Below are 24,119 nucleotides of genomic sequence, written 5' to 3'. Positions count from 1 at the left end.
ACATTTTCATTCAGTTAATAAAAGTGATAACCACAACCATGAAAAAACTAAGTTTAGTTATTTGTATTCTTTTTGCATCCCTGAGTACCGCCTTTGCGCAAGACTCCCTTCGACACGAGTTTTTACTCGATGCAGGTATTGCCATAGGTCCCTCCACGTTTAGTGGGGTAGGAGCGTTTCAATACGATCGTTTTGTCGGGAAGAAAAAAAGGATCATTCTGGGGACTGGACTTCGATTAACAGGGTTTGCAGGCAACGATTTGAATTTTATTTCAGCCCCATCTAGTCTTACCTCCAACGATTCCAGCATCGATACCCTATTGGCACCCTCTCCTAGGTTGTATTCGGCGAACCTGATGCTTAATTTGGGTTATAAGTTCAACGAACAATGGCAGGCGGGCTTTTCAATTGATGTATTTGGTTTTAGTATAGGCCCTACGGGGTCGCCGCGATACATTAGTGAGGGGAAGTACCGTACGGTTAGTGCAAAGCCCACCTCTCCAAATTACTTGTTGATAGGCGACAACGATAATGGCACCCTTAACTCGCAGTTTTATGTTAAATATAAATTTAGCAAGCATTTTGGTGCTAAGGTAGCATACCAATACCTTTTCAACGAGCTCAGGACTACCACTACCGTACAAACTCAACCGGAGCCTAATAACCGCTTTCGATATAAAAGCTCCTCGGCCTATGTAGGCGCTTATTTCGTATTTTAAGGACGATTTATAGAGAATTCAACCCGTCGCATTCTAGCAATGTCGACGGGTTTTTTTATAATAGCGTTTCCTGTTATCTTCAAAAATGGGCCTACGGCCCAACCAGAAATCCTAATAGGCTTGTAAAATGAAAATTATTCAGAAAAATCTTACTCTCCCACCAAAGCGTAGGGGGTTTTACCTGATCACTAGAGAAGTAGAGAAGGCACTGGGCTACCCTATGGGCATTCAAAATGGGTTTTGTCAGGTCTTTATTCAGCATACCTCTGCTTCATTGACGATCAATGAAAATGCCGATCCTACGGTGCGGATGGACTTTGAAACTTATTTTGATAAAGCTGTAGTTGAGGACGATCCCGATTATCGTCATAACTATGAAGGGAGCGATGATATGCCAGCTCATCTAAAGGCCTCCATATTGGGGTGTTCCCTGATGATTCCTGTACAAAATGGAAGGTTGGCTTTGGGAATTTGGCAGGGTATCTATCTCTGTGAGCACCGCAATGCAGGGGGCTCCCGCAGCCTGATACTAACTTTAATGGGAGCATAATACCTGCTGTGGGTATTAAAAAGGAATGAGATCCCTCTCATAGTTCAGTGGTAATCATTATATATTTTTTCCTTATCCCATGAAACGTAGAACATTTATCGCCCATGCCACTGCTGCTACCACTTTTGGCCTTACCCTACCGTTTGTTACGCACGGAATGCCTCACCCAGTTCAGGACAAAACCATCCGTATCAGTGAAGTAAATGCAAATTTTGAACGGGAGCCATTGCATCCCTATCGTTTTAAGGGCAGTGCCATAACGGATAGTTGGCAAGCTGCCACTCTGATGAAGTCGGAGGCCGGTCATACTGGACTGGGATTAGGAACACAAGGGGTCCTCTGGTCCGATGCGCGGGTTTTTGCCCAGCATTCAGAAAGTGGCGGTAACGCCATTATGTATGCCATGACCGAGCGTGCCATACAAATGTTAAAAGGGGAGTCTTTCACCAATCCAGTGGCCTTATTGGACTCCCTGTTTCCGGAAGTACTCGCCTATGGGAAAAAAATTACAGGACTAGCCGATTTAAGAAAGACCTTTGCACTAAATGCCCTCGTGGCCGTCGACAACGCCGCGTGGATGCTTTACGCTCGAGAGAATGGGTATACCCATTTCGATCAACTCATTCCGGAGGCCTATCGGCCGGGGTTGTCGTATCGTCACGATCGGGTAGCTAGTATACCGTCGTTTGCGGTGGGCACCGATGCGCAACGAATAAAGGAGGCGGCGCAAGAGGGCTATTTTATCATGAAGCTCAAGACGGGTGCGGCAGGTACTCAGAAGGAAATGATAGAAAAGGATATAGCGTTCCTCTCTGCCTTGCATAAGGCCATAGGGCATTTTGAGACTCCCTATACCGCCAATGGAAAAATCCCTTATTATTTCGATGCGAATGGACGATATGAGAAAAAAGAGACCTTAGAGCGCTTTTTAGATCATGCGCGCAAAATCGGCGCTTTCGATCAGATCGCCGTCATTGAAGAGCCTTTCCCAGAGGAAAATGAATCGTATGTGGGGGATTTGGGGGTAAGAGTGGCCTCCGACGAGAGCGCCCATACCGTGGAAGATGCCGCCCATAGGATAGAGCTAGGCTATACGGCTATTGCCCTGAAAGCCATTGCCAAAACCATGAGTATGACCATGAAAATAGCGCAACTTGCCTATGAAAAGAATATCCCCTGTTTCTGTGCCGATCTGACCGTCAATCCGATTTTGGTAGATTGGAATAAGAATATTGCGGCACGTTTACAGCCCTTTCCTGGCATGCACGTAGGGCTGCAAGAAACGAATGGCCATCAGTATTATAAGCGCTGGGATAAGCTGGTGCAATTCCATTCTATGCCCGATGCCTCCTGGATTAATACCCAGAAGGGGGTGTACCCAACCGATTCCACTTTTTACGATAAAAGTGGTGGTATTTTAGTTCCTTCCGCGCATTATGCCGATTTGCTAGCTTAAGGTGGGATAAGTGCGTATCGTAAAAACTGGAGCCTTTTCCTCAGATTTATTCGCTTTGATTGTAATTTTGTAGCCTTTTTACAGGATGTCCTGTTTTATTTATTTAAAAAGTGTTATGAAAAAAGCGATAGATACAATCCATGCGGAACTTTTGTCCTTAAGACAAGCAATTATCGACCATCCCGTCTATGAGGATCTTCGGGATTTGGAGGATCTCCAAATTTTTATGGAGCATCATGTATTTGCGGTATGGGATTTTATGTCCCTATTAAAATCACTACAAAATGGCTTGACCTGTACGCAAGTGCCATGGCTTCCGGTAGGCGACGCCGAGACCAGGAGCTTGATCAACGAAATAGTGGCAGGAGAGGAGTCGGATGTGAACGCGACTGGCAATAAGGAAAGTCATTTTGAGATGTACCTGGCTGCTATGCAACAAGCGGGCTGTAATATGAAGCCTATACAGGGTTTTATTGAGTTGCTGAGGAAGGGGTTACCGGTTGCTGAAGCCCTTAAGCATGCCTCCATTCCCGTTGCCTCATCCGACTTTATGCGCTTTACCTTCGATGTCATTGCAGAGGGACCTATGCACACGCAGGCGGCAGTTTTTACCTTCGGAAGGGAAGATCTTATCCCGGGTATGTTTCTGTCCATTATCAATGACCTTAACATGCGTTTCCCAGATCATGTGTCGACATTTAAATACTATCTGGAGCGACATATAGAAGTGGATGGCGATCAGCACAGCCATTTGGCCATTCGTATGACGTCTGTACTATGCGGAGAAGACGATGCCAAATGGATGGAAGCGCAACAGGCTGCGGTGAGGGCCCTTCAAAAGCGCTTGGAATTATGGAATGCCATACATAGGGCCATTATTGCCCGCAAACTTCAACTTAGCTAAGGCTAGGCAGCATCCATTGATTTATCGCCCTATCTGGTTTAGCTTTATAGGATTAAAATAGGAATTAAGTTTATGAAAAAATCAGATATACAAAGATTGCCTGTCTTCTTTGATCGGTACATTCACCTAAGTCCTGACGTCGAATTGATGGATGCCCTGGAGCAATATAGCCCAGAACGGACACTAACCTCCATCGAGCAATTGGCTAAGCTTGGTGATCGGGTATATGCCGAAGGCAAATGGACGGTCAAAGATATCTTACAGCACCTGATCGACACAGAAAGAGTGATGTGCTATAGGGCCATGCGGGTCTCCAGACTAGAAACTACTCCTTTGCCTGGCTTTGAAGAAAACATCATGGCTGCCAACAGTGGGGCGAACCAACGCGAATTGAGCGATTTGATGGCCGAATATAAGGTCGTACGAGAAGGGACGATACATCTGTTCAAACCGATGACTCCTACTATGTTGATGGCCGAAGGGCTGGCCAATGGGAGTAGTATTTCAGTTTTGGCTCTGGGTTTTGTAATCGTGGGTCATTTGAAGCACCATCAAAATATAATTCAAGAGCGATATATGCCCTTGTTAACGTCTAATTTGGGTAGAATTTAGCCTTGCATACCATGTTTGAAAAGAATAATTCGCATATCATTAACGCTTGGTGCATGTACGACTGGGCGAACTCGGTTCATGCACTGGTCATCGTGTCCAGTATATTTCCGGTGTATTTCAGTGCTACCATCTTAAAGGCCTACGGGTCTCCTATGATGGAGTTTATGGGATGGACTATTAAAAGCTCCGTGCTCTTCTCGTATACCGTTTCTTTGGCCTTTTTGGTTACAGCAGCCATCATTCCTATCTGTACGGCCATTGCCGACAACACAGGAACGAAGTTGCGTTTTATGAAATTCTTTTGTTACCTGGGTGCAGTCAGCTGCTTGCTCCTCTATTTTTTTACGAAAGAAACCATCTCCTGGTCCATCGTCCTGTTTGGGATGAGCCTTGTAGGCTGGAGTGGTTCTATCGTTTTTTATGATTCCTATCTTCCTGAAATTGCCACGGAGGACCGATTCGACAGAATCAGTGCCAAGGGTTTTTCAATGGGGTATCTGGGTAGCGTTTTATTGCTTTTATTCAATCTGAGCATGATTCTTGCCCCCAGTGCCTATGGGATTACGGACAAGGCCATGCCCGCCCGAATCTCTTTTCTAAGTGTGGGGATCTGGTGGATGGCATTCGCTCAGATTCCGTTTAAATATTTACCTAAGGTTGCTCCTCGAGCCAATAGGGGTCGGTACTTTTTAGATGGATTTAGGGAGTTAAGGAAGGTGTACCAGCATATTCAAAAACAGCCTTATTTGTTTAAGTTTTTGATGGCTTTCTTCGTGTATACCATGGGCTTGAGGACGGTGATGTACGTGGCCACCATTTTTGGTGCTTCCGAATTAAGGCTCCCTTCCGACAGCCTCATTATCACGGTTTTGCTTATTCAGTTGGTGGGCATCGTCGGGTCCTTCACTTTCGCCTGGCTGTCGTCGAAGATAGGGAATATTTTTGCCTTAATGGTAGGAGTATTTGTGTGGATAGGAATATGTATGGGGGCCTACTATACGACCGAAGCGATGGAGTTTTATATATTGGCTTGTACCGTAGGCATGGTGATGGGCGGGATACAGTCCTTGTCGCGTGCCACTTACGCCAAGTTAATACCGGAAGGGGTAGAAGATGTGGCCTCTTACTTTAGCTTTTATGACGTCACCGAAAAGCTCGCCATCGTAACGGGGACTTTTGTATATGGGTTGGTAGAGCAGGTGACAGGCTCCATGCGCAATAGTATTCTAGCCCTTTTGGTTATTTTCGTTTTAGGGATGATTTTGCTTTACCAACTTCCCTCTCAGACACGTTACCAATATGAATTTACGGAGGAATAGGGGAGTGGGACTGGGGTGTGTGCTGTATGCATTAAGCTGTAGGCTGTAAGCAATAAGCAATAAGCTGTATGCTGTAAGCAATAAGCTGTAAGCTATATGCTGTAAGCAATAAGCTGTAAGTTATAGGAATTTAAGGATGTTCATTGGGTTGACTTAGATGGAGGGGATTTGGCGCATCTATTATGAATTTACGGAGGAATATGGGAGTGGGATCGGGGTGTTTGCTGTATGCATTAAGCTGTAAGCAATAAGCTTGTATGCAATAAGCTGTAAGCAATAAGCTATATGCTATGTGTTGTATGCAATATGCTATATGCAATAAGCAATAAGCTGTAAGCTATAGGAATTTAAGGATGTTCATTGGGTTCACTTAGATGGAGGGGATTTGGCGCATTTATTTAATTTATCCGGATATCTCTACAATATGGGATCTTGATCAGGAATAGGGAAGGATATTCTTTAAACCTAAAAAAACCGGTTGATGAATACATCAACCGGTTTTTTTAGGTTTTACCGTAGGCTTATAGCATGGTCCGTTTCACTTCTTTGAATTCGAAACTTTCGATGATATCTCCTACTTCAATATCATTATAGTTTTTGATACTCACCCCACATTCGTATCCGGTACGAACTTCCTGAACATCGTCTTTAAAGCGTTTCAAGGAGTCTATCTCACCGGTATGGAGTACAATACCATCTCTAATAATTCTGATCTTGTTATTACGTTTCACGAAGCCGTCGGTAACGTAACATCCAGCGATGGTTCCGATACGACTAATTTTAAACACTTCGCGAATCTCAATATTACCCGTAATGATTTCTTCTATGGTTGGAGCAAGCATACCAGTCATGGCGTCTTTGATCTCCTCGATAGCGTTATAAATCACCGAATAATGGCGTATTTCTATTTGATCCTGTTCGGCCATCTTCTTGGCATTGGACGAAGGCCTTACTTGGAAGCCGACGATAATAGCATCAGAAGCAATGGCAAGGTTAACATCCGATTCCGAGATCTGACCCACGGCCTTATGAATGATGTTGACCTGAACTTCAGAGGTCGAAAGTTGCAATAGAGAATCAGAAAGTGCCTCTACCGAACCATCCACATCACCTTTGACAATCAGATTCAGCTCTCTAAATGAGCCAATAGCCTTTCTACGACCAATCTCTTCTAAGGTAATATGCTTACGAGTCCGTATGGTTTGTTCGCGCTGTATTTGCTCCCTTTTGGTTGCAATTTCTCTGGCATCTCTTTCGTTTTCGAAGACGTTAAAGCGATCTCCAGCCTGTGGTGCACCATTAAGTCCGAGTAACTGGACAGGTGTGGAGGGACCAGCGGATTTTAATTTCCGACCTAAATGATCCGTCATCGCTTTTACTTTACCATAATGCGCACCGGCCAATACGGAGTCTCCTACCTTAAGGGTACCGGTTTGTACCAAGATGGTCGTCACGTATCCACGACCCTTATCTAGGGAGGCTTCCACCACGGTACCCATGGCTCTTCTGCTAGGGTTAGCAGTAAGCTCTAATAGTTCGGCTTCAAGCAATACCTTCTCCAACAGTTCGTCGATACCCAGACCCGACTTGGAAGATATTTCCTGAGTTTGGTATTTACCACCCCACTCTTCTACGAGCAAGTTCATGTTGGCCAATTCCTCACGTACTTTTTCGGTGTTGGCACCGGCCTTATCTACCTTGCTAAAGGCAAATACGATAGGTACACCAGCCACTTGTGCGTGATTGATCGCTTCTCGGGTTTGCGGCATGACGCTATCGTCTGCAGCAATTACGATGATAACCACATCGGTAACTTTGGCTCCACGAGCACGCATGGCCGTAAAGGCTTCGTGACCGGGTGTATCCAAGAAAGTTACTTGTTTGCCTGTCTTCGTTTTTACACTGTAGGCACCAATATGTTGGGTAATACCACCAGCCTCACCGCTGGCAACATTTTCATGTCTGATATAATCGAGAAGAGAGGTTTTACCATGATCGACGTGACCCATGATCGTAACGATAGGCGCTCTTTCTTTAAGGCTAGCCTCGTCGTCAACTTCTTCTACAACGTCATTTTGTACTTCTTCTTCGGCCGAGATAAAGGCTACTTCAAAGCCAAATTCATCTGAAATAAACGTAATGGCTTCGGCATCTAAGCGTTGGTTGATCGAAACGAACATACCCATACTCATACAAACAGATATAACTTCTTGTACGGTAACGTCCATCAGGGAAGCTAGGTCATTGGCAGATACGAACTCTGTTACGCGCAATACCTTAGTTTCTTCGTCTTCAATGGCGTTGGGATCATTTCTGTCGATGCGATCGCGTCTACGTAATGACTTTCCTCTTCCGGTAGTTTTGGCGTTAGTGCCTCCCATCCGGGCCATAGTGGCCTTAATGTTGCTAGCCACCTCTTTATCGGATACTTCTTCTCTTTTGCCACCTCGTTTGTGACGATCGCGACCAGCGCCTCCTCGAGCGCCTCCTCGGGAGTCGTTACTCGAATTGCCAGAACTAGCCGGAGTTCCAGCCGATCGGTTGGCAGGTTTCGGAGCAGTACCGTCGGCAGGCTTGGCAGTAGAAGTACTTTCAGCAGAGGCCGGCTTGGCGGCCGTTCCAGACGGAGCAGGTGCTCCATCCCTAATGCGTTTGCGTTTTCTACGCCTTTTTTTGTCAGAGGCAGAATCGCTCGATGCAACGGGATCTTTCTTCTTCTTGTCGGAAGGAAGTTCAATTTTGCCGATTACTCTTAATCCTCTTAATTGTTCCCCACGGGCTTCAATTAATTTTGATTGGGTCGATTCTGTAGATTCCGGTATGCTTTCTGATTCCGAAATCTGAGGGGTGTTTGCTACTATTGGTTCTATTTTTGGTTGTTTCAATTCTGGAGAGGGTTCCGTTTTTTCCGGTGCTTTAGGAGCCTCCTTTTCTACTGGTTTTGCCGTTGCAGTAGGTTCCACTGTTTCCTTTGCTACAGGGGCAGGCTCTTTGGGGGCGGTGGTCTGTGGTGCCGCTTCCTTCGGGGCAGCCTCCTTGCTTTCAGGTGCAGCGGTGGCTGCTTCCTTAGCTTGGGGTGGTGATGGAACGGGCTCTATTACTTTTTTATCGGCTACGGGCTCAGGTTTCTCTACAGGGGGGGCTTTGGGCTCCACTGGAGGTACTACCGGGGGCGCAACAACTTTAGGGGTTTCCACTTGGGGAGGGGCCACAGGGGCCTCTGGCTTGTCCTGGGCTACTGGAGGAGCTGCAGGCTTGGGAGCCGGTGCAGCATTGGGTTTGGCGTTTAAGTCTATCTTGCCAACCACTTTGATACCGGGCAATTTGTTTTCGGTAGCACTAGGGCTGGGGGTAGGCTGTCCTTCCGGTTCTTTAGTGTCAGGAGCGGACTTGGAAGGTTCATTACGAAAATAAAGGATTTCGTCTACATCACTTTTGACCTTCTCCTCCTGTTTCTCCTGGGGCTTCACGGACTGGCTCGGTTTTGGCGCCATGGAGGATTTCAAATCGTCCGACTTGAAGTCCTTGGCCAAAAACTCAATTTGATCCGAGTTAATTTTAGTATTGGGATTACTTTCCACCTTGTACCCTTTGGCAGACAGATGATCTACGATCGTAGTAATACCTACGTTCAAGATCCGTGCCACTTGGCTAAGGCGCATCATTTTATCTTCTGCCATATTAGCAATCAGTAGAAAAAGTTTTGCATTCCAAGACATACCACCAGGCATGTCTTATTTCATTTATTCAAATTCTTTGCGAAGGATGTCTAAGACCTCTTCAATGGTAGTGTCTTCCATGTCTGTCCTTCTTACCAGTTCCTCCTTGTTGAGGGCCAAGACACTCTTCGCAGTATCCAAGCCAATCTTATGGAGTTCTTGTATAATCCAGCTTTCAATTTCGTCGGAGAATTCGGACAAATCAACATCCTCGTCGTTTTGTTCTTCAATATCTCTGAAGACGTCGATCTCCATTCCGACCAGTTTTCCAGCTAGTTTGATGTTCTGGCCACCCTTACCAATTGCCAAAGATACTTGATCGGGCTTTAAAAAGACAGATACCCGCTTAGCTTCTTTGTCAATTTGCATAGAACTTACCTTGGCTGGGCTCAAAGCACGGCTAATCAGTAGTTCTAGGTTTTCAGTATAATTGATTACATCAATATTTTCGTTGCCTAGCTCACGTACAATAGAATGGATCCGCGATCCCTTCATTCCTACGCAGGCTCCAACAGGATCGATACGGTCGTCGAATGACTCTACGGCTACTTTAGCACGTTCGCCTGGTTCTCTTACCACCCGCCTTACAGCGATGATCCCATCATAAATTTCTGGAATTTCAACTTCAAAAAGTCGTTCCAAAAATACCGGAGAGGTACGCGACAGGGTGATTTTTGGTGAACCATTATTCATGTCCACTTTATGTATCACCGCTTTTACCGACTCTCCTTTACGGAAGCGATCCTTCGAGATCTGCTCTACACGTGGAAGCGACAGTTCGTTGCCTTCCGAATCCACGATGATAATCTCATGCCGAAGTGTCTGGTACACTTCACCCGTAATCATCTCTCCAACCTGATCCTTGTATTTGTCATACATGATCTCTTTTTCCATATCCTTGATTCTTTGGATCAAGGTTTGGCGGGCCGTTTGTACTAATCTGCGCCCGAATTCTTCAAGCTTGACCTCTTCGGCAACCTCTTCGCCTACTTCAAAGTCATTCTGAATTTTCCGTGCTTCATTTAGGGGTATTTTATTGTACTCCCAAATATCCTCAGAATTGTCGTCGACAATCTCTCTTGTACGCCACATTTCTAAGTCACCACTTTCGGGGTTGATAATGACATCAAAGTTGTCATCGGTGCCGTATTTTTTACGAATCATGGTTCTGAAAACCTCCTCCAAAACACTGATCATAGTAGGACGATCGATGTTTTTAGAGCTTGCAAACTCCGCAAATGATTCTATTAATATTCCGCTATCCATTGTATTTAGTATGAATAATTGCTTATCTAAGGATGTACTGTGTTATGTTTATTGACCGCATTGTTCATGCGGGACCTCGTTATTTTAATGATATTTCTACCATTGCCTTGGCGATTTGATCTAAAGGAATCAGCTTTCTTAAGCTCTCAGGGTCAATCACCACTTTCGACTTCTTTTTTGGGGCGTCTAGCTGTAGGGTGATCTCCGTATTGGACGATTCCAAGAGTTCGCCTACCATGCTTTCCCCCGACTTGTGGGTTACTTTTAACCTTCTCCCGATGTTTTTTTGAAACTGACGAGGTAAAATTAAAGGTTGATCCAGACCAGGGGAAGATACTTCCAAGGTATATGCCATCGAAAAAAACTCCATCTCTTCCAGCTGTTTGGCCAATTGCCTGCTGATAGAAGTGCATTCCTGAATGGTTATTCCTGCGTCACTATCGACTAAAATTAATACTTTTTGGCTTACTTTGGAAGGCTTGAGAGCAATATCGACAAGAAAACAATTGCTTGCTTCCAATATCGGATTGAGCAAATCTTCCAACTGTTCTTTAACTGTCATGTAAGATGGACTATAAATAAAAAAGGGGTTTAATACCCCTCAATCAACCGATCAAAATAGAATTCTGCCACAAATGTAATACAATTAAATTAGATCTACAAGTGTTACTCCGAAAGCAAATGTAAATGCCAGACAGAATTAAGTTCTTATATTGCGTCCTAATACGATTACCCTTTTTAATGTATGCGACGTCTCTATATTTTTGTAAGTATTGGTACTATTGGCTTGTTTCTTATCATTTATTTTGGGGTGAATAGGCCCTGGTGGTTAGGGTTGGCCGGCTTGGCTTTACCCGCTGTGATTGGCTTCCATGTCCTTTGTTTTCTGCTTTTCATGGTCTCTGACCGTCGAAGCCTGATGTGGTCATTTTTAGTATTACTGAGCAGCCTCCTGTTTTGGTCTCGAACATTTCAGAGTCAAAAGGAATCTTTTTCTACTGAAGCGTCCAGTAGGGCTAATAGCCTGAGGGTGTTGTCCTATAACGTAGGAAACTCACATAGGACCAATGAGCAAACACAATCGTATTGCCAGTGGCTCGGTGCTGTCAATGCCGATGTTATGGTACTTCCCGAGTATTCGAATTATATGGTAGATAAAAAAGCGACGCTTCCTTGTATCCGCAAGAGCGGCTACATATTTCACCATACCCTAAATCATAGCCGATATGGGGATTTGAAAAATACGGCACGTTTAACGGTTTTCTCCAAGTACCCGATCGTCTTTGCGAAGGATACGTTGTTTCAGTTCTTGAATGGGGTGATAAGGGCCGATATCGTCAAGCAAGGGGATACCGTATCCGTTTTTGGCGTGCATTTGTATTCTATGAGTCTTGAGCTCGACAAATTGGCAAAAGAAAAGCAGCAGGAAAAGTTAGAAAAAGGCGGGATTCGAATCTTGCAAAAAATAAAACGTGGCTTCGTCAATAGGAGTAGGGAGGTGGACTTGTTGATGGACTGGATTGGCCAATCGCCTTACCCTAAAATCGTTGCGGGTGATTTTAATGAAACTCCCTATAGCTATTCATACAGCACCTTGAGGCATCAATTTGCCAATGCCTTCGAAGAAAAGGGGCGGGGGTTTGGCTTTACCTTCAACGGTATTCCTCATTTTATCCGCATCGATCATCAGTTTTACCAAAAGGATAAGATGGAGCTATTGGATTTCCAAACATTTAGAAAGGTGACCTTCTCCGATCATTTTCCGTTACTAGGTACTTACCAACTGAAAAAGTGATGTAGGTGGAGCGAGCAGGACAGAAGAAGTGAAAGCCGATTTGTCTCCTGGTACTACCGGCTGGGTGGGGGAGAAGGTAATTGAACCCCCAGGCTGTCCAGTTCAGAAGGGGAAATGGTAGGAGGGAAAATACCCTTTTGTAGTTTGTTGATGACCAACTCACCGGTTTTTAGGGCTAAATCCTCACTTTGGAACCCCGTAGTCCCTGGTATTCCTGGCAAATACGGCTGCTGTATGATGAGGGTGCTATCCTCATAGATATCATAGCCCCAGCCATCGATGCCATTTTCGGTAGCCTTTACAGTCAATTGATGCGCTGACTTTGGCTCCGAATGGAAATAGCCAGCCTTGTTGAACCAAAAAAGGATTCCAACAAGGCTGGCTACTAGTAGTATTATTTTAACAGGTTTACTCACAATTACCAAAGGTTATTAAATAATGGGTTTTCTTCCTGTTAATCTATAATTAGTTATCGTCGTCGTCCTGAACGGCCGTAGGATCGAAAGCCCACCAGTCGTCATACCCGGCCGATCCAGATGGACTTCCTGTACCAAAGTAACCTAGGTTGCCCATAACGAATCCAGCGGCAAAACCACGTTGGCCACCTTCGAAACCGGTCGCTTCATCCCATTCGTTGGTTCCTGGAGTATATTCCCAGCAGTCAGAAAGTCCCGTACCTCCGACAATATAGGCTTTTTCGTTTATCACCAAGGCAAAGGCATGTGTACGGCTTGGGAAATCTTCATCGTCATTTTCCATTTTAACCCATGCCCCTAGGCCACCGTTTCCTGTGGGGTTAAACTGATAGAGATCGCTGGTAGAAGCTCCGGAGTTGCTAGTACCAAATCCTACATAGGAACTTCCATTGACGGTGAAAGAAACTGCGCCACGGCGCTTTCCACCAGTAAAGGTGGCAATTTCTTTCCAAGAGTCGGAGGTTGGATCGTACTGATAAAAGTCTTGATAGTATCCACTTCCATTATAACCTAATCCTACGTAACCGTAGTTGCCTTGGGTGAAAGCTGTAGCATACTGGCGGGTTCCTCCGATATACTCAGCCACTTCCGACCAAGTATTGGAAGAAGGATCATAAGCGAAGAAGTCTTTTTTATATGCTAAATCAGAAATCGTATTGCTGTCGTATCCTAGACCAACGTAGGCTTTTCCTCCTACTACGAAAGATACGGCATCGGTACGTCCTGTACCTGGGAATGCAGCCGTCTGAGACCATATTTTAGCTGCTGCGTTATAAGACCAGAAATCTTGTACGCGAGAAACGGTTTCATTAGTAAGTCCGGTACCCACATATCCTTTGTCGCCAATTTGAAAGCTTACGGCTCTAGCGCGAGCTGACCCACCAAAACTAGGTATGCCATCACGATACCAGTTTCCCAATTTGTCGGCTTCGGCATCATCGTTATTACAGCCAATCTGCACAAGTGCCGTGGAGGCCATTAATAGGGCTATTGATGTCTTCTTAAAAGTATTGAACATGAAAATTATATGGTTTGACGAATTTTTACTGATAAAAAAATTAATTTTTGCGATTACATTTCTGTGGTCTATACAGTACCGCCAAAGTTAAATTTTCTGCAAACATAACATCTTGGCCTTGGTAAGTAAAGTATTGTAAATAAAATTTGTATATTTCTTTTTAACATGCCCCCTCCAAGTACAACGATTCGGGAACTATTTTTGTTGTCAAATACCTGCAATCCTAGTGTATTGAGGCATCTTAGGTGATCTATATATTATGTTTAGCATTGTTATAAGTTTCTTTTATTTCTCATATTTGCCACAGGTTAGCGGATATACTCGTACTAGTTGAGGTGAAACAACCCGATATTGCAAACTATGTGTATTAGGTATACGTACCCATTCTCCGGTTTGTTGCAAAAACGTTAAATTGATAATTATTAATCTCTTTCCATAAAATATGTTGTAAGGTAAGATTACAACCCATAATTTTGCATTTTACTGTTACATTCTTAGATGAGCCTAAAAGTATTTAAATCCAAAGCATATATTTCCCGCCTAATTCCCTACTCATTCATCCTAGGCCTGACAGCCTCTTTGTATAGCTGTCAATGGGGTGATGAGATCGTCTCCTTAGTTCAGCCTAATCCCGATGATTTTGCGGTTCTTTATAGTGACACTTCCACCGTTCAGTTTTCGACGGTAGTCTATGATTCCTTAATGACAGGTGGAGTTGATCGGTTAATTGTTGGTCAATACAACGACCCTTATTTAGGAGCAGTAACGGCCCAAGGGTTTACTCAGCCCGAATTACAAGGTTCCATTACCTTGCCCGACGACGCCGTCTACGATTCTTTGGATGTTTTCTTAAACTACGATGGGTATTATTATGGCGACACCACTCAGGTTATGAAGTTATCGGTGCATGCCGTTACGGAGGATATTTTATTGAGAAGTTCCTATTTTAATACCTCCGTGCTGCCTTACGATGAGGCCCCTTTGGGGACTTTAGAGTTTAGGCCGCGACCCAGCTTAGACTCCGTTAAGGTGCGACTTTCAGACGAATTGGGATTGAAAATTTTCGATTTAGCGAAGAACAATTTGATGCGTAATTCTTCGGATTGGTATAATGTGTTGCAGGGAATAACCTTAAAAGGAGATTCTGAAGACAATAACGTGATTCTAGGAATTGCTATGCCAGGTACGGGTGCTGGGATTCGGTTACATTATCATGTGAAAGGACTCGAGGGCAATACGGTATATAAGGAGGTGGTAGCCCTAAACTATTCCTATAACAAGGTGATGAATGACCGGACGGGGACCGAGTTGGCCACTGGGACTGGCACCAAAAGGATTGCCATCCCTTCCGAAAAAACCAATAATATGTCCTTTATTCAGGAAGGTATGGGCGTATTTACCCGGGTAGATTTCCCGTATTTCGATCAGCTCAAATATGCAAAGTATTCCGTTGCTAATAGGGCCTTGCTTAAGATTTATCCAGTCAATCAGAGTGTTACGGAAAGGTATAATGCGCCTTCGAATTTGTACCTGTATTACGTCAACAAAAACAATGAATTTGGTTCCGAACAACCTTACTCACCCCAGGCTTTGGCATCTTTGGATGGCCGGACACAAATTACGGGGACGTATATCGACAATATCATCGATAATGAACAATACTATGTTTTCGATGTGAGCGCGTTTATTTCAAATATCATGTTTAGTGATTATAAAATTGACTCAGGTCTGGGAATTTTTACTTCTGAACTAGTAAGTGGTAGTTACCCAGAAGCCCGGATGGGGTTTGCGAAAGGGGTGAGTCGATTGGTGATTGGAAATCAGAAAATGAAAATAGGGTCGAAGAATTCTAAATTGGAGCTCTATTATACGACTGTAAAATACGAGTAAGAATACCCCTTTTGTACTGGGTTAAAGGCCAATAGATCTTTTAAAGCCGTCGTAATATGCTATTGCATTTCGACGGCTTTTTTATGCCTTAGCTGCTGCCTGCTAGGCTCACTTACATAGATAGGTGGGAGGGGAGGGCCTACCTCAACCAATCCAGTGGAGCATGTTTGGAATAGCCTCCCCCTAATGACCCCAGGGGAAGGCTTGACTTATAGGCGACCATGAAGGTTAAGTAGGTTGTATACCCCCGTAGGCCCTAATGATGTAGAAAGGGCGCAACCGGCTAATGTAGGTATGCTCCCTAGGGGCTGGCCTAGCCGAAGCATACGCCCTAAGCCTTTGAATGGATCCGTTGGGAGGTTGAAAATAACAATAGATGAACTACTTAGTTCTTATCTTTATAAGCTGGAGAATAGTGAAGTTTTGACATAAAAAAAGTTGCTGCCCGAACCAGCCGAGCAGCAACTTTTTTATGGACGATCATTCATTAATCTTCTTCGATATGTTCTCCAGCTTGAATAGCTTTGAGCTTTTTGCCTTGCGCAATTTTCTCAATGGCTACAAATAATACCGGCACTACGAAGATGGCCAGTGAGGTGGCGGCAAGCATTCCTCCGAAAACGGTCCAGCCAATAGTTTTGCGGGATTCGGCCGCTGCCCCGCTGGCGAAGGCCAAGGGTAGCACCCCTAGTATAAAGGCTAGGGAGGTCATGATAATGGGTCTTAAGCGGAGCTGTACAGCTTCGAGGGTAGCTGCTACCAGTTCCATTCCATTATCCACCCGCTCCTTGGCAAACTCCACGATCAGAATGGCATTCTTGGCGGCGAGCCCAATTAATGTAATCAACCCGATTTGGGCATAAATATTATTGGACAGGTTAGGCATAAATGTCAGGGTAATGATGGATCCGAAGGCCCCAATGGGTACTGCAAAGAGAACCGAGAAGGGGATAGACCAGCTCTCGTATAAGGCAGCCAAGAACAAGAATACAAATATAATCGAGATCGAAAAAATGAGCGTTGTGCTATTTCCTGCCTTAATTTCCTCGCTACTCATTCCGGAGAACTCATAGCTATAGCCATCGGGTAGTTTCTGAGCTACTTCTCTTAATGCCTCGATGGCCTGCCCACTACTATATCCCTCGGCGGGTGTTCCGTTAATTTCGACGGAGCGATAAATGTTATAGTGAGAAATCAAGGCCGGGGTTTCGATCAATTTGGACGTAACCAAGGAGTTTAACGGGATCATATTCCCTTGGGTATTGCGGACATAAAACTTATTAATTTTATCCATCGAAGATCGGTAGCTACTATCGGCTTGTACCATCACCCGGAAGTTTCTACCGTACAAGTTAAAGTCGTTGACATAGCTACTTCCCAACAGGGTCGACAAGGAGCTGTAGACGTCCGAAATCTTCACGCCCAGCTTTTTACTCTTATTCCTGTCTACCTCCAGCTCGTAGCTAGGAGTACGGGCATTGAAGAAGGTAAAGGCCATGCCAATTTCGGGACGGGCGTTCGCTTGTGCCAAGAAATTTCGCGCAACCGTTTCAAACTGTTGAATATTGTCGGTACTGGTGGCCTGCTGTAGCTGGAAGGTAAAGCCGGAGGTGGCGCCTAAGCCTGGGATGGCAGGAGGAGCAATAGGCCTTATTTGTGCTTCCCGAATATCGGCCGTCTTCTCGCGAATTTTGGCAATTACGGCTTGTACATGTTGTTGTGCTCCCTTACGGTCGGCCCATGGATGTAGGTTGACAAACATAGTTCCTACGTTAGACTTGTTGGAGAAACTCACGATGTTAAGACCTGCCAGACCACCTACTACCCTTACTTCGGGAATTTCACCCACTCGGGCCATAATTTCTTTGATCATCGCCACATTTCGAGTGGTGGAAGTAGCTTCAGGCATTTCGTAGGTCACGTAAAGCCGCCCTTCATCTTCAATAGGGATGAACCCTGTAGGTTTGTTTTGGAAAAGGAAAAATAGTCCCACAAAAAGACAAACCATCATCACCATTACCAAAGGCGTAGCGCGGATCCATTTGGCCACACCATTGGTGTAGCGTCCCGATAGCCTATCGAACCAGCGATTGAAGGCAGCAAAGAATTTCTCCAGGATATTTTTCTTTTCATTAGCTCCCTTACTGGGTTTCAGCATAATGGTACACAAGGCTGGGGTCAGCGATAGTGCCACAAAAGCAGAAAGCAAAACCGACACGGCTATGGTGATGGCAAATTGCTGATAGAGCCTTCCTACGATACCCGGAACGAAACTCACCGGAACGAATACGGCAGCAAGGATCAGAGCGATAGCGATTACCGGACCCGAAATCTCCTTCATGGCTTTTTTAGTAGCCTTTTTTGGCGACAGCTTTTCGTGGTCGATATTATGTTGGACGGCCTCGACGACCACGATGGCATCGTCCACTACAATCCCGATCGCCAGTACGAATGCAAAGAGTGTTAGGGTGTTGATGGTGAATCCGAATGGGATAAAGAAGATAAAGGTACCGATCAAGGAAACCGGGATAGCCAATATAGGAATTAAGGTGGCCCGCCAGTTTTGAAGGAACAAAAATACCACAATGACCACAAGGATCATGGCTTCGGCAAATGTATGAAGCACCTCTTCTATAGAAACCCGCACTACCGATGCCGTTTCGAGGGGAATTAGATAGTCCAAATCCTTAGGAAAGCCAGGCTTTAACTTGGCCAAAGCCGCCATAACACCGTCGTAGGTGTCCAGGGCATTGGCCCCCGGTGCTTGGTAAATCAATACGAAGGCCGCCGGTTTACCATCAACAAAGGCATTAATGCCATAATCGAACTTGCCTAGCTCGACGCGAGCAACATCTTTTAGGTAGACGATGGAGCCGTCGGCAGGCGAGCTGCGTACAATTATATCTTCAAACTCTTCTTTAGAGTCTAGTCGGCTATTGGTGAGTACACTATATTCGAAGGTTTGGCTATTGGGTTGTGGGTTTCCTCCAACCGTACCCGCGGCTATTTGAAGGTTTTGCTCTGCGAGGGCCGCCGATATGTCGCTAGGGACCATATTGAGGGAGGCCAATTTGTCGGGGTCCAGCCAGATACGCATACTAAAGTCGTCGGCACGGGTCACAATATCACCCACACCTTTTACCCTTTGTAAGGCATCCTTTAGGTAGATATTAGCATAGTTTCCTATGAATTGGGCATCATGCGAGCCATTGGGCGAATACAAGGCCAAGGCGATCATGATACTAGGTTGCCGTTTCCTTACGGTGAGTCCTAGTCGTTTTACGGCATCGGGTAGGGTAGGCTCCGCTACGCTTACTCGGTTTTGTACATCCAAGGCGGCAATATTGATATCGGTGCCCACATCGAATACAACGTTGATACTACTCTGCCCACTACTGGTACTATTACTGGACATATAGGTCATGCCCGGGGTACCGTTGATCTGGGTTTCGATGGGGGTGGTTGTAGTCTGTTCTACGGTTTGTCCATCGGCACCAGTAAAGTTACCCGATACGGTAACTGTTGGAGGTGTTACGTCTGGATACTGCGCTACGGGCAGGTTAAACAGGGAGATAAGACCTACCAAAACGATCACCACCGAGCTTACGATGGCCGTTATAGGTCTTTTTATAAATACGTCTGCAATCATAATTCTAATGAATATCGAGTAAGGTTAACGACCTCAATATTTGGCCTTTAACATACATTTTGTTTGAATACATTCTACTTGGTCTTGGCCAAGTTAGAGGCCTTGTTGGCCTGGATAGATACCTTAGAGCCTTCCTTAAGATTCTGGACCCCTTCTACCACTATTTTATCTCCTTTATTAAGACCTTCTTCTACGATGATATTGCTGCCAATAACTCTTCCGGTTTCGATACGGCGTTGGCTTACCTTACTACTATCGGCGATCACGTACACAAAAAACTCTCCCAGCTGTTCGGTCACCGCCTTGTTGGGGATTACCACCGCATTATTATTGGTATCGCTGCGTACGAGCACATTGCCTGTCATTCCGGCCCTCAGGGTATTGGCAGGGTTAGGGAAGGTAAGACGAACTTTTATAGTTCCTGTTTGAGAATCCACTGCCCGATCGAGTAGGGCAATTTTTCCTGGATATGGGTATACTTGTTTTCCAAATGCCAATGTAAAGGTCGAGTCCGCTGCTTTATTATCCTGTATAAGCTGTGTGAACCGGTAGATTTCCTTCTGGTCTACGTTAAAATCGACTGCCAGCTGGCTATCGGTGGAAACCGTGTTGAGGAGGGTCTGGCCGGCAGTGACTGGGGAGCCTGGCTTAACTTGCGATATGCCGATGGTTCCGCTGAATGGAGCCACCACCTTGGTGTATCGAACGTTGGTTTGTACTGCTTTGATATTGGCCTTTGCCGCTTCTGTTTGTTTACGGGCTACCTCCAAGGCTGCTTCGGCATTGTCTACCAGTTGGGTGGCTACGGCGTCATTTTCTGCCAAGGCATGGTAACGGTCTGCATCCTTTTGAGCCCGTGCCAAGTTCGCTTCTTGTACATGTAGGGCGGCCACAGCTTGGTCGTAGTTGGCCGCATATAGTTGGGCGTCAATACTGTATAATAGTTGCCCTTTTTTTACCCTAGCTCCGTCCTTAAAATGTACTCCAGAAATGAACCCGGATACTTGAGGGCGAAGTTCTACCTCATTCAGCGCTATTACCGTACCCGGGTATTGATCCTGATAGGTGGCAGTTTGGGTATTTACATCCATGACAGTAACCGGAATTTCTTGTGGCTGAGTCGGTTTTTGTTGCTCCTTCTGGCCACAGGACCAAAGCACCACCATTAAAATGGCTGAGGCCAATAAGGGTCTAAGTTGAGGTAACATAGGGGTATTATTCGGTGAGATTATTCTTGTTATCATCTTCGAAATCGATAAATCGGGAATGTTAATTGTTGAACTGTCCTTGAGCGCGTTGAACGTCTATTTTACTAGACAGTACATCGTATAGGGCATTGTAATAATTGATGCGTGCCAAACGGAGGTCTGTTTCGGCGGTGACCACCTCCAGGTAGGCCTTCAGTCCTGACCGGTATTGTAATTGGATAATCTGGTAGACCTCTTCTGCCAAGCTTACGTTTTCCTTTTGTGCCAAAAGGCTTGTTAAATTACTTTGGTAGGTGGCCAAGGCAGTCGTATATTCCGACCTAATATTGTTCTTTAGGTTCACCAAGTCCAAGTCCGCCCTTTTTAGCTGCCATTTGGCCTGGCTTACATTGGCTTTCCTCTTACCACCTTGTAATAGCGGCAAGGAAACGGTGATCAGACCGTAGGAGTTTGGATATCTTTGACCATATAAATCGGTGAATTGGTTATTTTGGAAGTTCATATTATACGCTCCATTCAAGGTGATGGTAGGCAAAAAACTCCATTTATTGTACTGCAAGTTGGCTTGAGCCAATCGTTTTTGAGTCTCCAGAATTTGATATTCGATCCGTTGATTATAGGTAGGGCCTTGGGTCGTGTCTATAAATAGCTCACGCTCCATTTGTAACGTATCATAGGCAATCTGTAGGGGTTCATTCTCCGGATAGCCCATTAAGGATTTTAGGTATTCGATTTTGGCCTTCAACACTTCCTCACTGCTTTTCTTACTAGCCCTGGTGTTATTGAGGGTAATGGTAGCTCGCTTAACGTCAATTTTATCGGTAATGCCGGCCTGGTACTGGTTATTGGCATCTTTAAGGCTTCGCTCCAGCCGACGGATATCCTCAGTGGCTACGTTGATCTGTTCGGTAGTGGCCAGAACATCGTAAAAAGCCTTCGAAACATTCGCCGTAAGATCGATTTTGGTATTGGTGGTATTCTGATTAGCCCGTAGCTGAACGTCTTGTTTGGTCCGGTTGGCTAATAGTACGTCCCTGTTAAAGATCTGCTGAGAAAGAGTGAGTTGGGTGGCAGAAGTGTTTTTAACCCCTAGCTTAACGGGATTGCCGGCAATAATACTCGTCTGGATGACGAAATTGTGCTGGTAATTATAGCTAAAGTTGACCTGAGGATACCAGTCTGCTAATTTACTTTGAATTTGGTTCTCAGTTATCTTTTCGTCAATAACCGATTGCTGAACATTAGGTTGATGCTTGAGGGCATAGGCGATAATGCTTTCCAAACCAGCCGATTCTAGGGTTTGTGAAGGGCTGTCGGTGCCCACATCTTGAGCGGAGGAGGTGCTTGGCCAATATGACAAAACCAAGGCCATTCCAATTGCCAACCACAAGGCGTTACCTCGTTTAGACGGATACTTCATGTAAGTTTGGATTTAATATTAAATTACTAGTTACAAATCCCCCAACCTAACTTGCGGATAGGAATTATAAATAGCGGATGTTAAGTGATTGTTAATTAATGATTTAATAATGCCTCTAGAGCTCCAAATCATTTTTTAGTTCAAATAAGTTATTAAGTATACTTTTTTTTGATAAATGGTTACTCAATTTCTTTTGAAGAATGTCTGGAGTCTAGGTTTTCTAATCTTTTCAGATCAATTGTACTAATAAAGGATAAACGTCCTCGAATAGTTTCAGAAAAGGCAAAAATTAATTTGCTAGAAAGGGGCGTATCGTTAAAATATCATTTTTTAACCAAAAATAGTGCGGTGTTGTTACGATTTAGGCGGATTTTACGTTTTCTTCGGGCCATAGTTTTTCGAAAATTGCGGCAAACATAATGACCAAAGCACATCCGATAAGGTTGAGCCATAGGAATGCAGTAAGTTCTAGTATAAAGCTGGTAATGACGAAACACTCCGCCAGTATACTTCCCCAAAATACGGCCCGACTGCCGATTTTACGGAAATAAAAGGCTACCAGAAATATGCCTAGAATTACACCATAGAAGAGCGATCCTAATATATTGACAGCCTCGATCATGCTGCCCAAACGGGAGGCAAATTGGGCGACACCAACACAGAAAACACCCCAGAAAAAGGTGGCTAAGCGGGAGGATAATACATAATTGATTCCTTCGGAATCGTGGCGGAAGATCCGCTTATAGATATCGACTACGGTACAGGAGGCTAAGGAATTGAATGCGGAAGCTACCGATCCCATACTCGCCAGGAGGATGACGGCTATTAGTAAACCCACCAAGCCCACGGGCAGATAGTCCAGCACAAAGCGAAGGAATATATAATTCACATCATTGACTTCCGACCCATTGGCCTTAGAAATGACGGCCGTAGCTTCCCCTCTGACTTTCTTGACTTCGTCCTCAATAGAGCCGAGTTTGGTTCTACTTAGGGCTATAGCATCTTCGTCCTTTTCGCGAAGGGCTTCCGTGAGCGCCATTACATGCTCATGTTTCCCTGACTGTATGGCATCGTGGCGCTTTTCCAAGGCCCGATATTCCTCCTCATAAGGTGAGCCTTTTACCTGTTGTACGGCCGTCTCATTGAAGAATAGGGGTGGGTTGGTAAATTGATAAAAGGCAAATACCAGCACCCCCACGAGTAATATAAGAAACTGCATGGGGATCTTTAATAGGCCATTCATGGCCAGCCCTAGCTTACTCTGACCTTCCGAACGCCCCGTAAGGAAGCGCCCTACCTGCGACTGGTCGGTACCAAAATACGATAACTGTAAAAAGAAGCCTCCTATGATCCCAGACCATACATTATAGCGATTGTTAAGGTCGAAACTGAAATCGATCACGTTGGTTTTTCCCATTTTACCCGCTACATGTAGGGCATCGGAAAAGGTAACCCCTGGAGGTAGGTATTTTACGACCATGTACCCCGCCACTACCATTCCAACTGTAATGATCCCCATCTGCTGCTGATGCGTATAAGATACCGCCCTCGAGCCCCCACTAATGGTATATATCAGCACCAGGGCTCCAGATATGATATTGGTCCAGGTGATGTCCCAGCCTAGCAGGGTAGAGAGTATAAGCGATGGGGCATATATGGACAGCCCAGTAGAGAGCCCTCTCTGCAATAGAAACAACATGGCGGTAAGGCCTCGGGTGCGCAGGTCAAACCGACTCTCTAAGAATTCGTAGGCGGTAAATACTTTGAGCCTATGGAACTTCGGAACGAAAGTAATGCAGAGCACTACCATGGCCAGTGGAAGTCCAAAATAGAATTGTACGAAACGCATGCCATCGGTATAGGCCTGGCCTGGCGCCGATAAAAAGGTGATAGCACTCGCCTGAGTAGCCATTAATGAGAGCGTGACGTGATGCCAGGGCAAGGACTGACCTGCCAACAGGAATGAGTCCATGGTCTGTTTTTCGCGACTCTTATATATACCGTAAGAAACTACAAATAAAAGGGTGAGGGCCAGAACGATCCAGTCAAGGTAATTCATTGGAAATGTATCATGAAGAGGTAAAATAGAACAATAAGCAAGCCAAGCGTGGCAATTAA

17 protein-coding genes are annotated in these 24,119 nt (G+C 45.0%); 8 read left to right on the top strand and 9 right to left on the bottom strand.

Going from position 1 to position 24,119, the window contains the following annotated elements; translation table 11 throughout:
• Positions 1 to 38: 38 nt before the first annotated feature.
• From CLV98_RS14595 to CLV98_RS14570, 6 genes are all read left to right on the top strand, one after another.
• Positions 39 to 719, top strand: coding sequence for a hypothetical protein (locus CLV98_RS14595; protein ID WP_109675174.1), 681 nt, complete (start codon positions 39 to 41; stop codon positions 717 to 719).
• Positions 720 to 846: 127 nt separating this feature from the next.
• A complete protein-coding gene (locus CLV98_RS14590) occupies positions 847 to 1,269 on the top strand; it encodes a secondary thiamine-phosphate synthase enzyme YjbQ (protein WP_109675172.1) in 423 nt (140 codons plus the stop codon).
• 157 nt (positions 1,270 to 1,426) lie between these two features.
• On the top strand, positions 1,427 to 2,725 hold the full coding sequence (locus CLV98_RS14585; protein ID WP_229203384.1) for a mandelate racemase/muconate lactonizing enzyme family protein: 1,299 nt from the start codon (positions 1,427 to 1,429) through the stop codon (positions 2,723 to 2,725).
• Between the two features lie 115 nt (positions 2,726 to 2,840).
• On the top strand, positions 2,841 to 3,629 hold the full coding sequence (locus CLV98_RS14580) for a DUF3050 domain-containing protein (RefSeq protein ID WP_109675297.1): 789 nt from the start codon (positions 2,841 to 2,843) through the stop codon (positions 3,627 to 3,629).
• Between the two features lie 72 nt (positions 3,630 to 3,701).
• Positions 3,702 to 4,241 (top strand): DinB family protein, encoded by a 540-nt coding sequence (locus tag CLV98_RS14575; RefSeq protein ID WP_109675169.1) that lies wholly within the window; start codon positions 3,702 to 3,704, stop codon positions 4,239 to 4,241.
• A gap of 11 nt (positions 4,242 to 4,252) precedes the next feature.
• Positions 4,253 to 5,560 (top strand): MFS transporter, encoded by a 1,308-nt coding sequence (locus tag CLV98_RS14570; protein WP_109675167.1) that lies wholly within the window; start codon positions 4,253 to 4,255, stop codon positions 5,558 to 5,560.
• Positions 5,561 to 6,081: 521 nt separating this feature from the next.
• Here the strand turns inward: CLV98_RS14570 and infB are convergent.
• The 3 genes from infB to rimP all read right to left on the bottom strand — a co-directional run bounded on the left by infB (position 6,082) and on the right by rimP (position 11,107).
• Positions 6,082 to 9,240: a translation initiation factor IF-2 gene (gene infB / locus CLV98_RS14560; protein ID WP_109675296.1), complete on the bottom strand. Its 3,159-nt coding sequence runs from the start codon at positions 9,238 to 9,240 to the stop codon at positions 6,082 to 6,084.
• 63 nt (positions 9,241 to 9,303) lie between these two features.
• Complete coding sequence (gene nusA, locus CLV98_RS14555; protein ID WP_109675163.1) at positions 9,304 to 10,545, bottom strand: transcription termination factor NusA; 1,242 nt, start codon at positions 10,543 to 10,545, stop codon at positions 9,304 to 9,306.
• Between the two features lie 79 nt (positions 10,546 to 10,624).
• A complete protein-coding gene (rimP, locus tag CLV98_RS14550; protein WP_109675161.1) occupies positions 10,625 to 11,107 on the bottom strand; it encodes a ribosome maturation factor RimP in 483 nt (160 codons plus the stop codon).
• A 183-nt stretch (positions 11,108 to 11,290) separates the two neighbouring features.
• On the opposite strand from rimP, the gene CLV98_RS14545 reads away from it, so the two are divergent.
• Positions 11,291 to 12,340, top strand: coding sequence for an endonuclease/exonuclease/phosphatase family protein (locus CLV98_RS14545; protein ID WP_109675159.1), 1,050 nt, complete (start codon positions 11,291 to 11,293; stop codon positions 12,338 to 12,340).
• A 53-nt stretch (positions 12,341 to 12,393) separates the two neighbouring features.
• Here the strand turns inward: CLV98_RS14545 and CLV98_RS14540 are convergent, their stop codons facing one another.
• Positions 12,394 to 12,756, bottom strand: a complete 363-nt coding sequence (locus tag CLV98_RS14540) for a DUF4907 domain-containing protein (RefSeq protein WP_229203382.1) — start codon at positions 12,754 to 12,756, stop codon at positions 12,394 to 12,396.
• Positions 12,757 to 12,805: 49 nt separating this feature from the next.
• Positions 12,806 to 13,834 carry a Kelch repeat-containing protein gene (locus tag CLV98_RS14535; RefSeq protein ID WP_229203381.1) on the bottom strand — a complete coding sequence of 343 codons (1,029 nt, stop codon included), beginning with the start codon at positions 13,832 to 13,834 and terminating at the stop codon, positions 12,806 to 12,808.
• Between the two features lie 579 nt (positions 13,835 to 14,413).
• Here CLV98_RS14535 and CLV98_RS14530 point away from each other — a divergent pair.
• Complete coding sequence (locus CLV98_RS14530) at positions 14,414 to 15,724, top strand: DUF4270 family protein (protein ID WP_158281264.1); 1,311 nt, start codon at positions 14,414 to 14,416, stop codon at positions 15,722 to 15,724.
• A gap of 487 nt (positions 15,725 to 16,211) precedes the next feature.
• On the opposite strand, the gene CLV98_RS14525 is transcribed toward CLV98_RS14530, so the two are convergent.
• The 4 genes from CLV98_RS14525 to CLV98_RS14510 all read right to left on the bottom strand — a co-directional run bounded on the left by CLV98_RS14525 (position 16,212) and on the right by CLV98_RS14510 (position 24,060).
• Complete coding sequence (locus CLV98_RS14525) at positions 16,212 to 19,373, bottom strand: efflux RND transporter permease subunit (RefSeq protein WP_109675153.1); 3,162 nt, start codon at positions 19,371 to 19,373, stop codon at positions 16,212 to 16,214.
• A gap of 74 nt (positions 19,374 to 19,447) precedes the next feature.
• Positions 19,448 to 20,617, bottom strand: coding sequence for an efflux RND transporter periplasmic adaptor subunit (locus CLV98_RS14520; RefSeq protein ID WP_310588724.1), 1,170 nt, complete (start codon positions 20,615 to 20,617; stop codon positions 19,448 to 19,450).
• A gap of 25 nt (positions 20,618 to 20,642) precedes the next feature.
• The gene (locus tag CLV98_RS14515) at positions 20,643 to 22,001 is read right to left on the bottom strand and encodes a TolC family protein (protein WP_109675149.1); all 1,359 of its coding nucleotides are present in this window, start codon (positions 21,999 to 22,001) and stop codon (positions 20,643 to 20,645) included.
• Positions 22,002 to 22,362: 361 nt separating this feature from the next.
• Positions 22,363 to 24,060: a sodium:solute symporter family protein gene (locus tag CLV98_RS14510; protein WP_109675147.1), complete on the bottom strand. Its 1,698-nt coding sequence runs from the start codon at positions 24,058 to 24,060 to the stop codon at positions 22,363 to 22,365.
• Positions 24,061 to 24,119: the final 59 nt, after the last annotated feature.

Origin of the sequence: Dyadobacter jejuensis, assembly GCF_003149085.1 — a bacterium.
Taxonomy (GTDB): Bacteria; Bacteroidota; Bacteroidia; order Cytophagales; family Spirosomataceae; genus Dyadobacter; species Dyadobacter jejuensis.
Note: the sequence above shows the minus strand (reverse complement) of the source record. Positions and strands in the feature narration are given on the sequence as shown.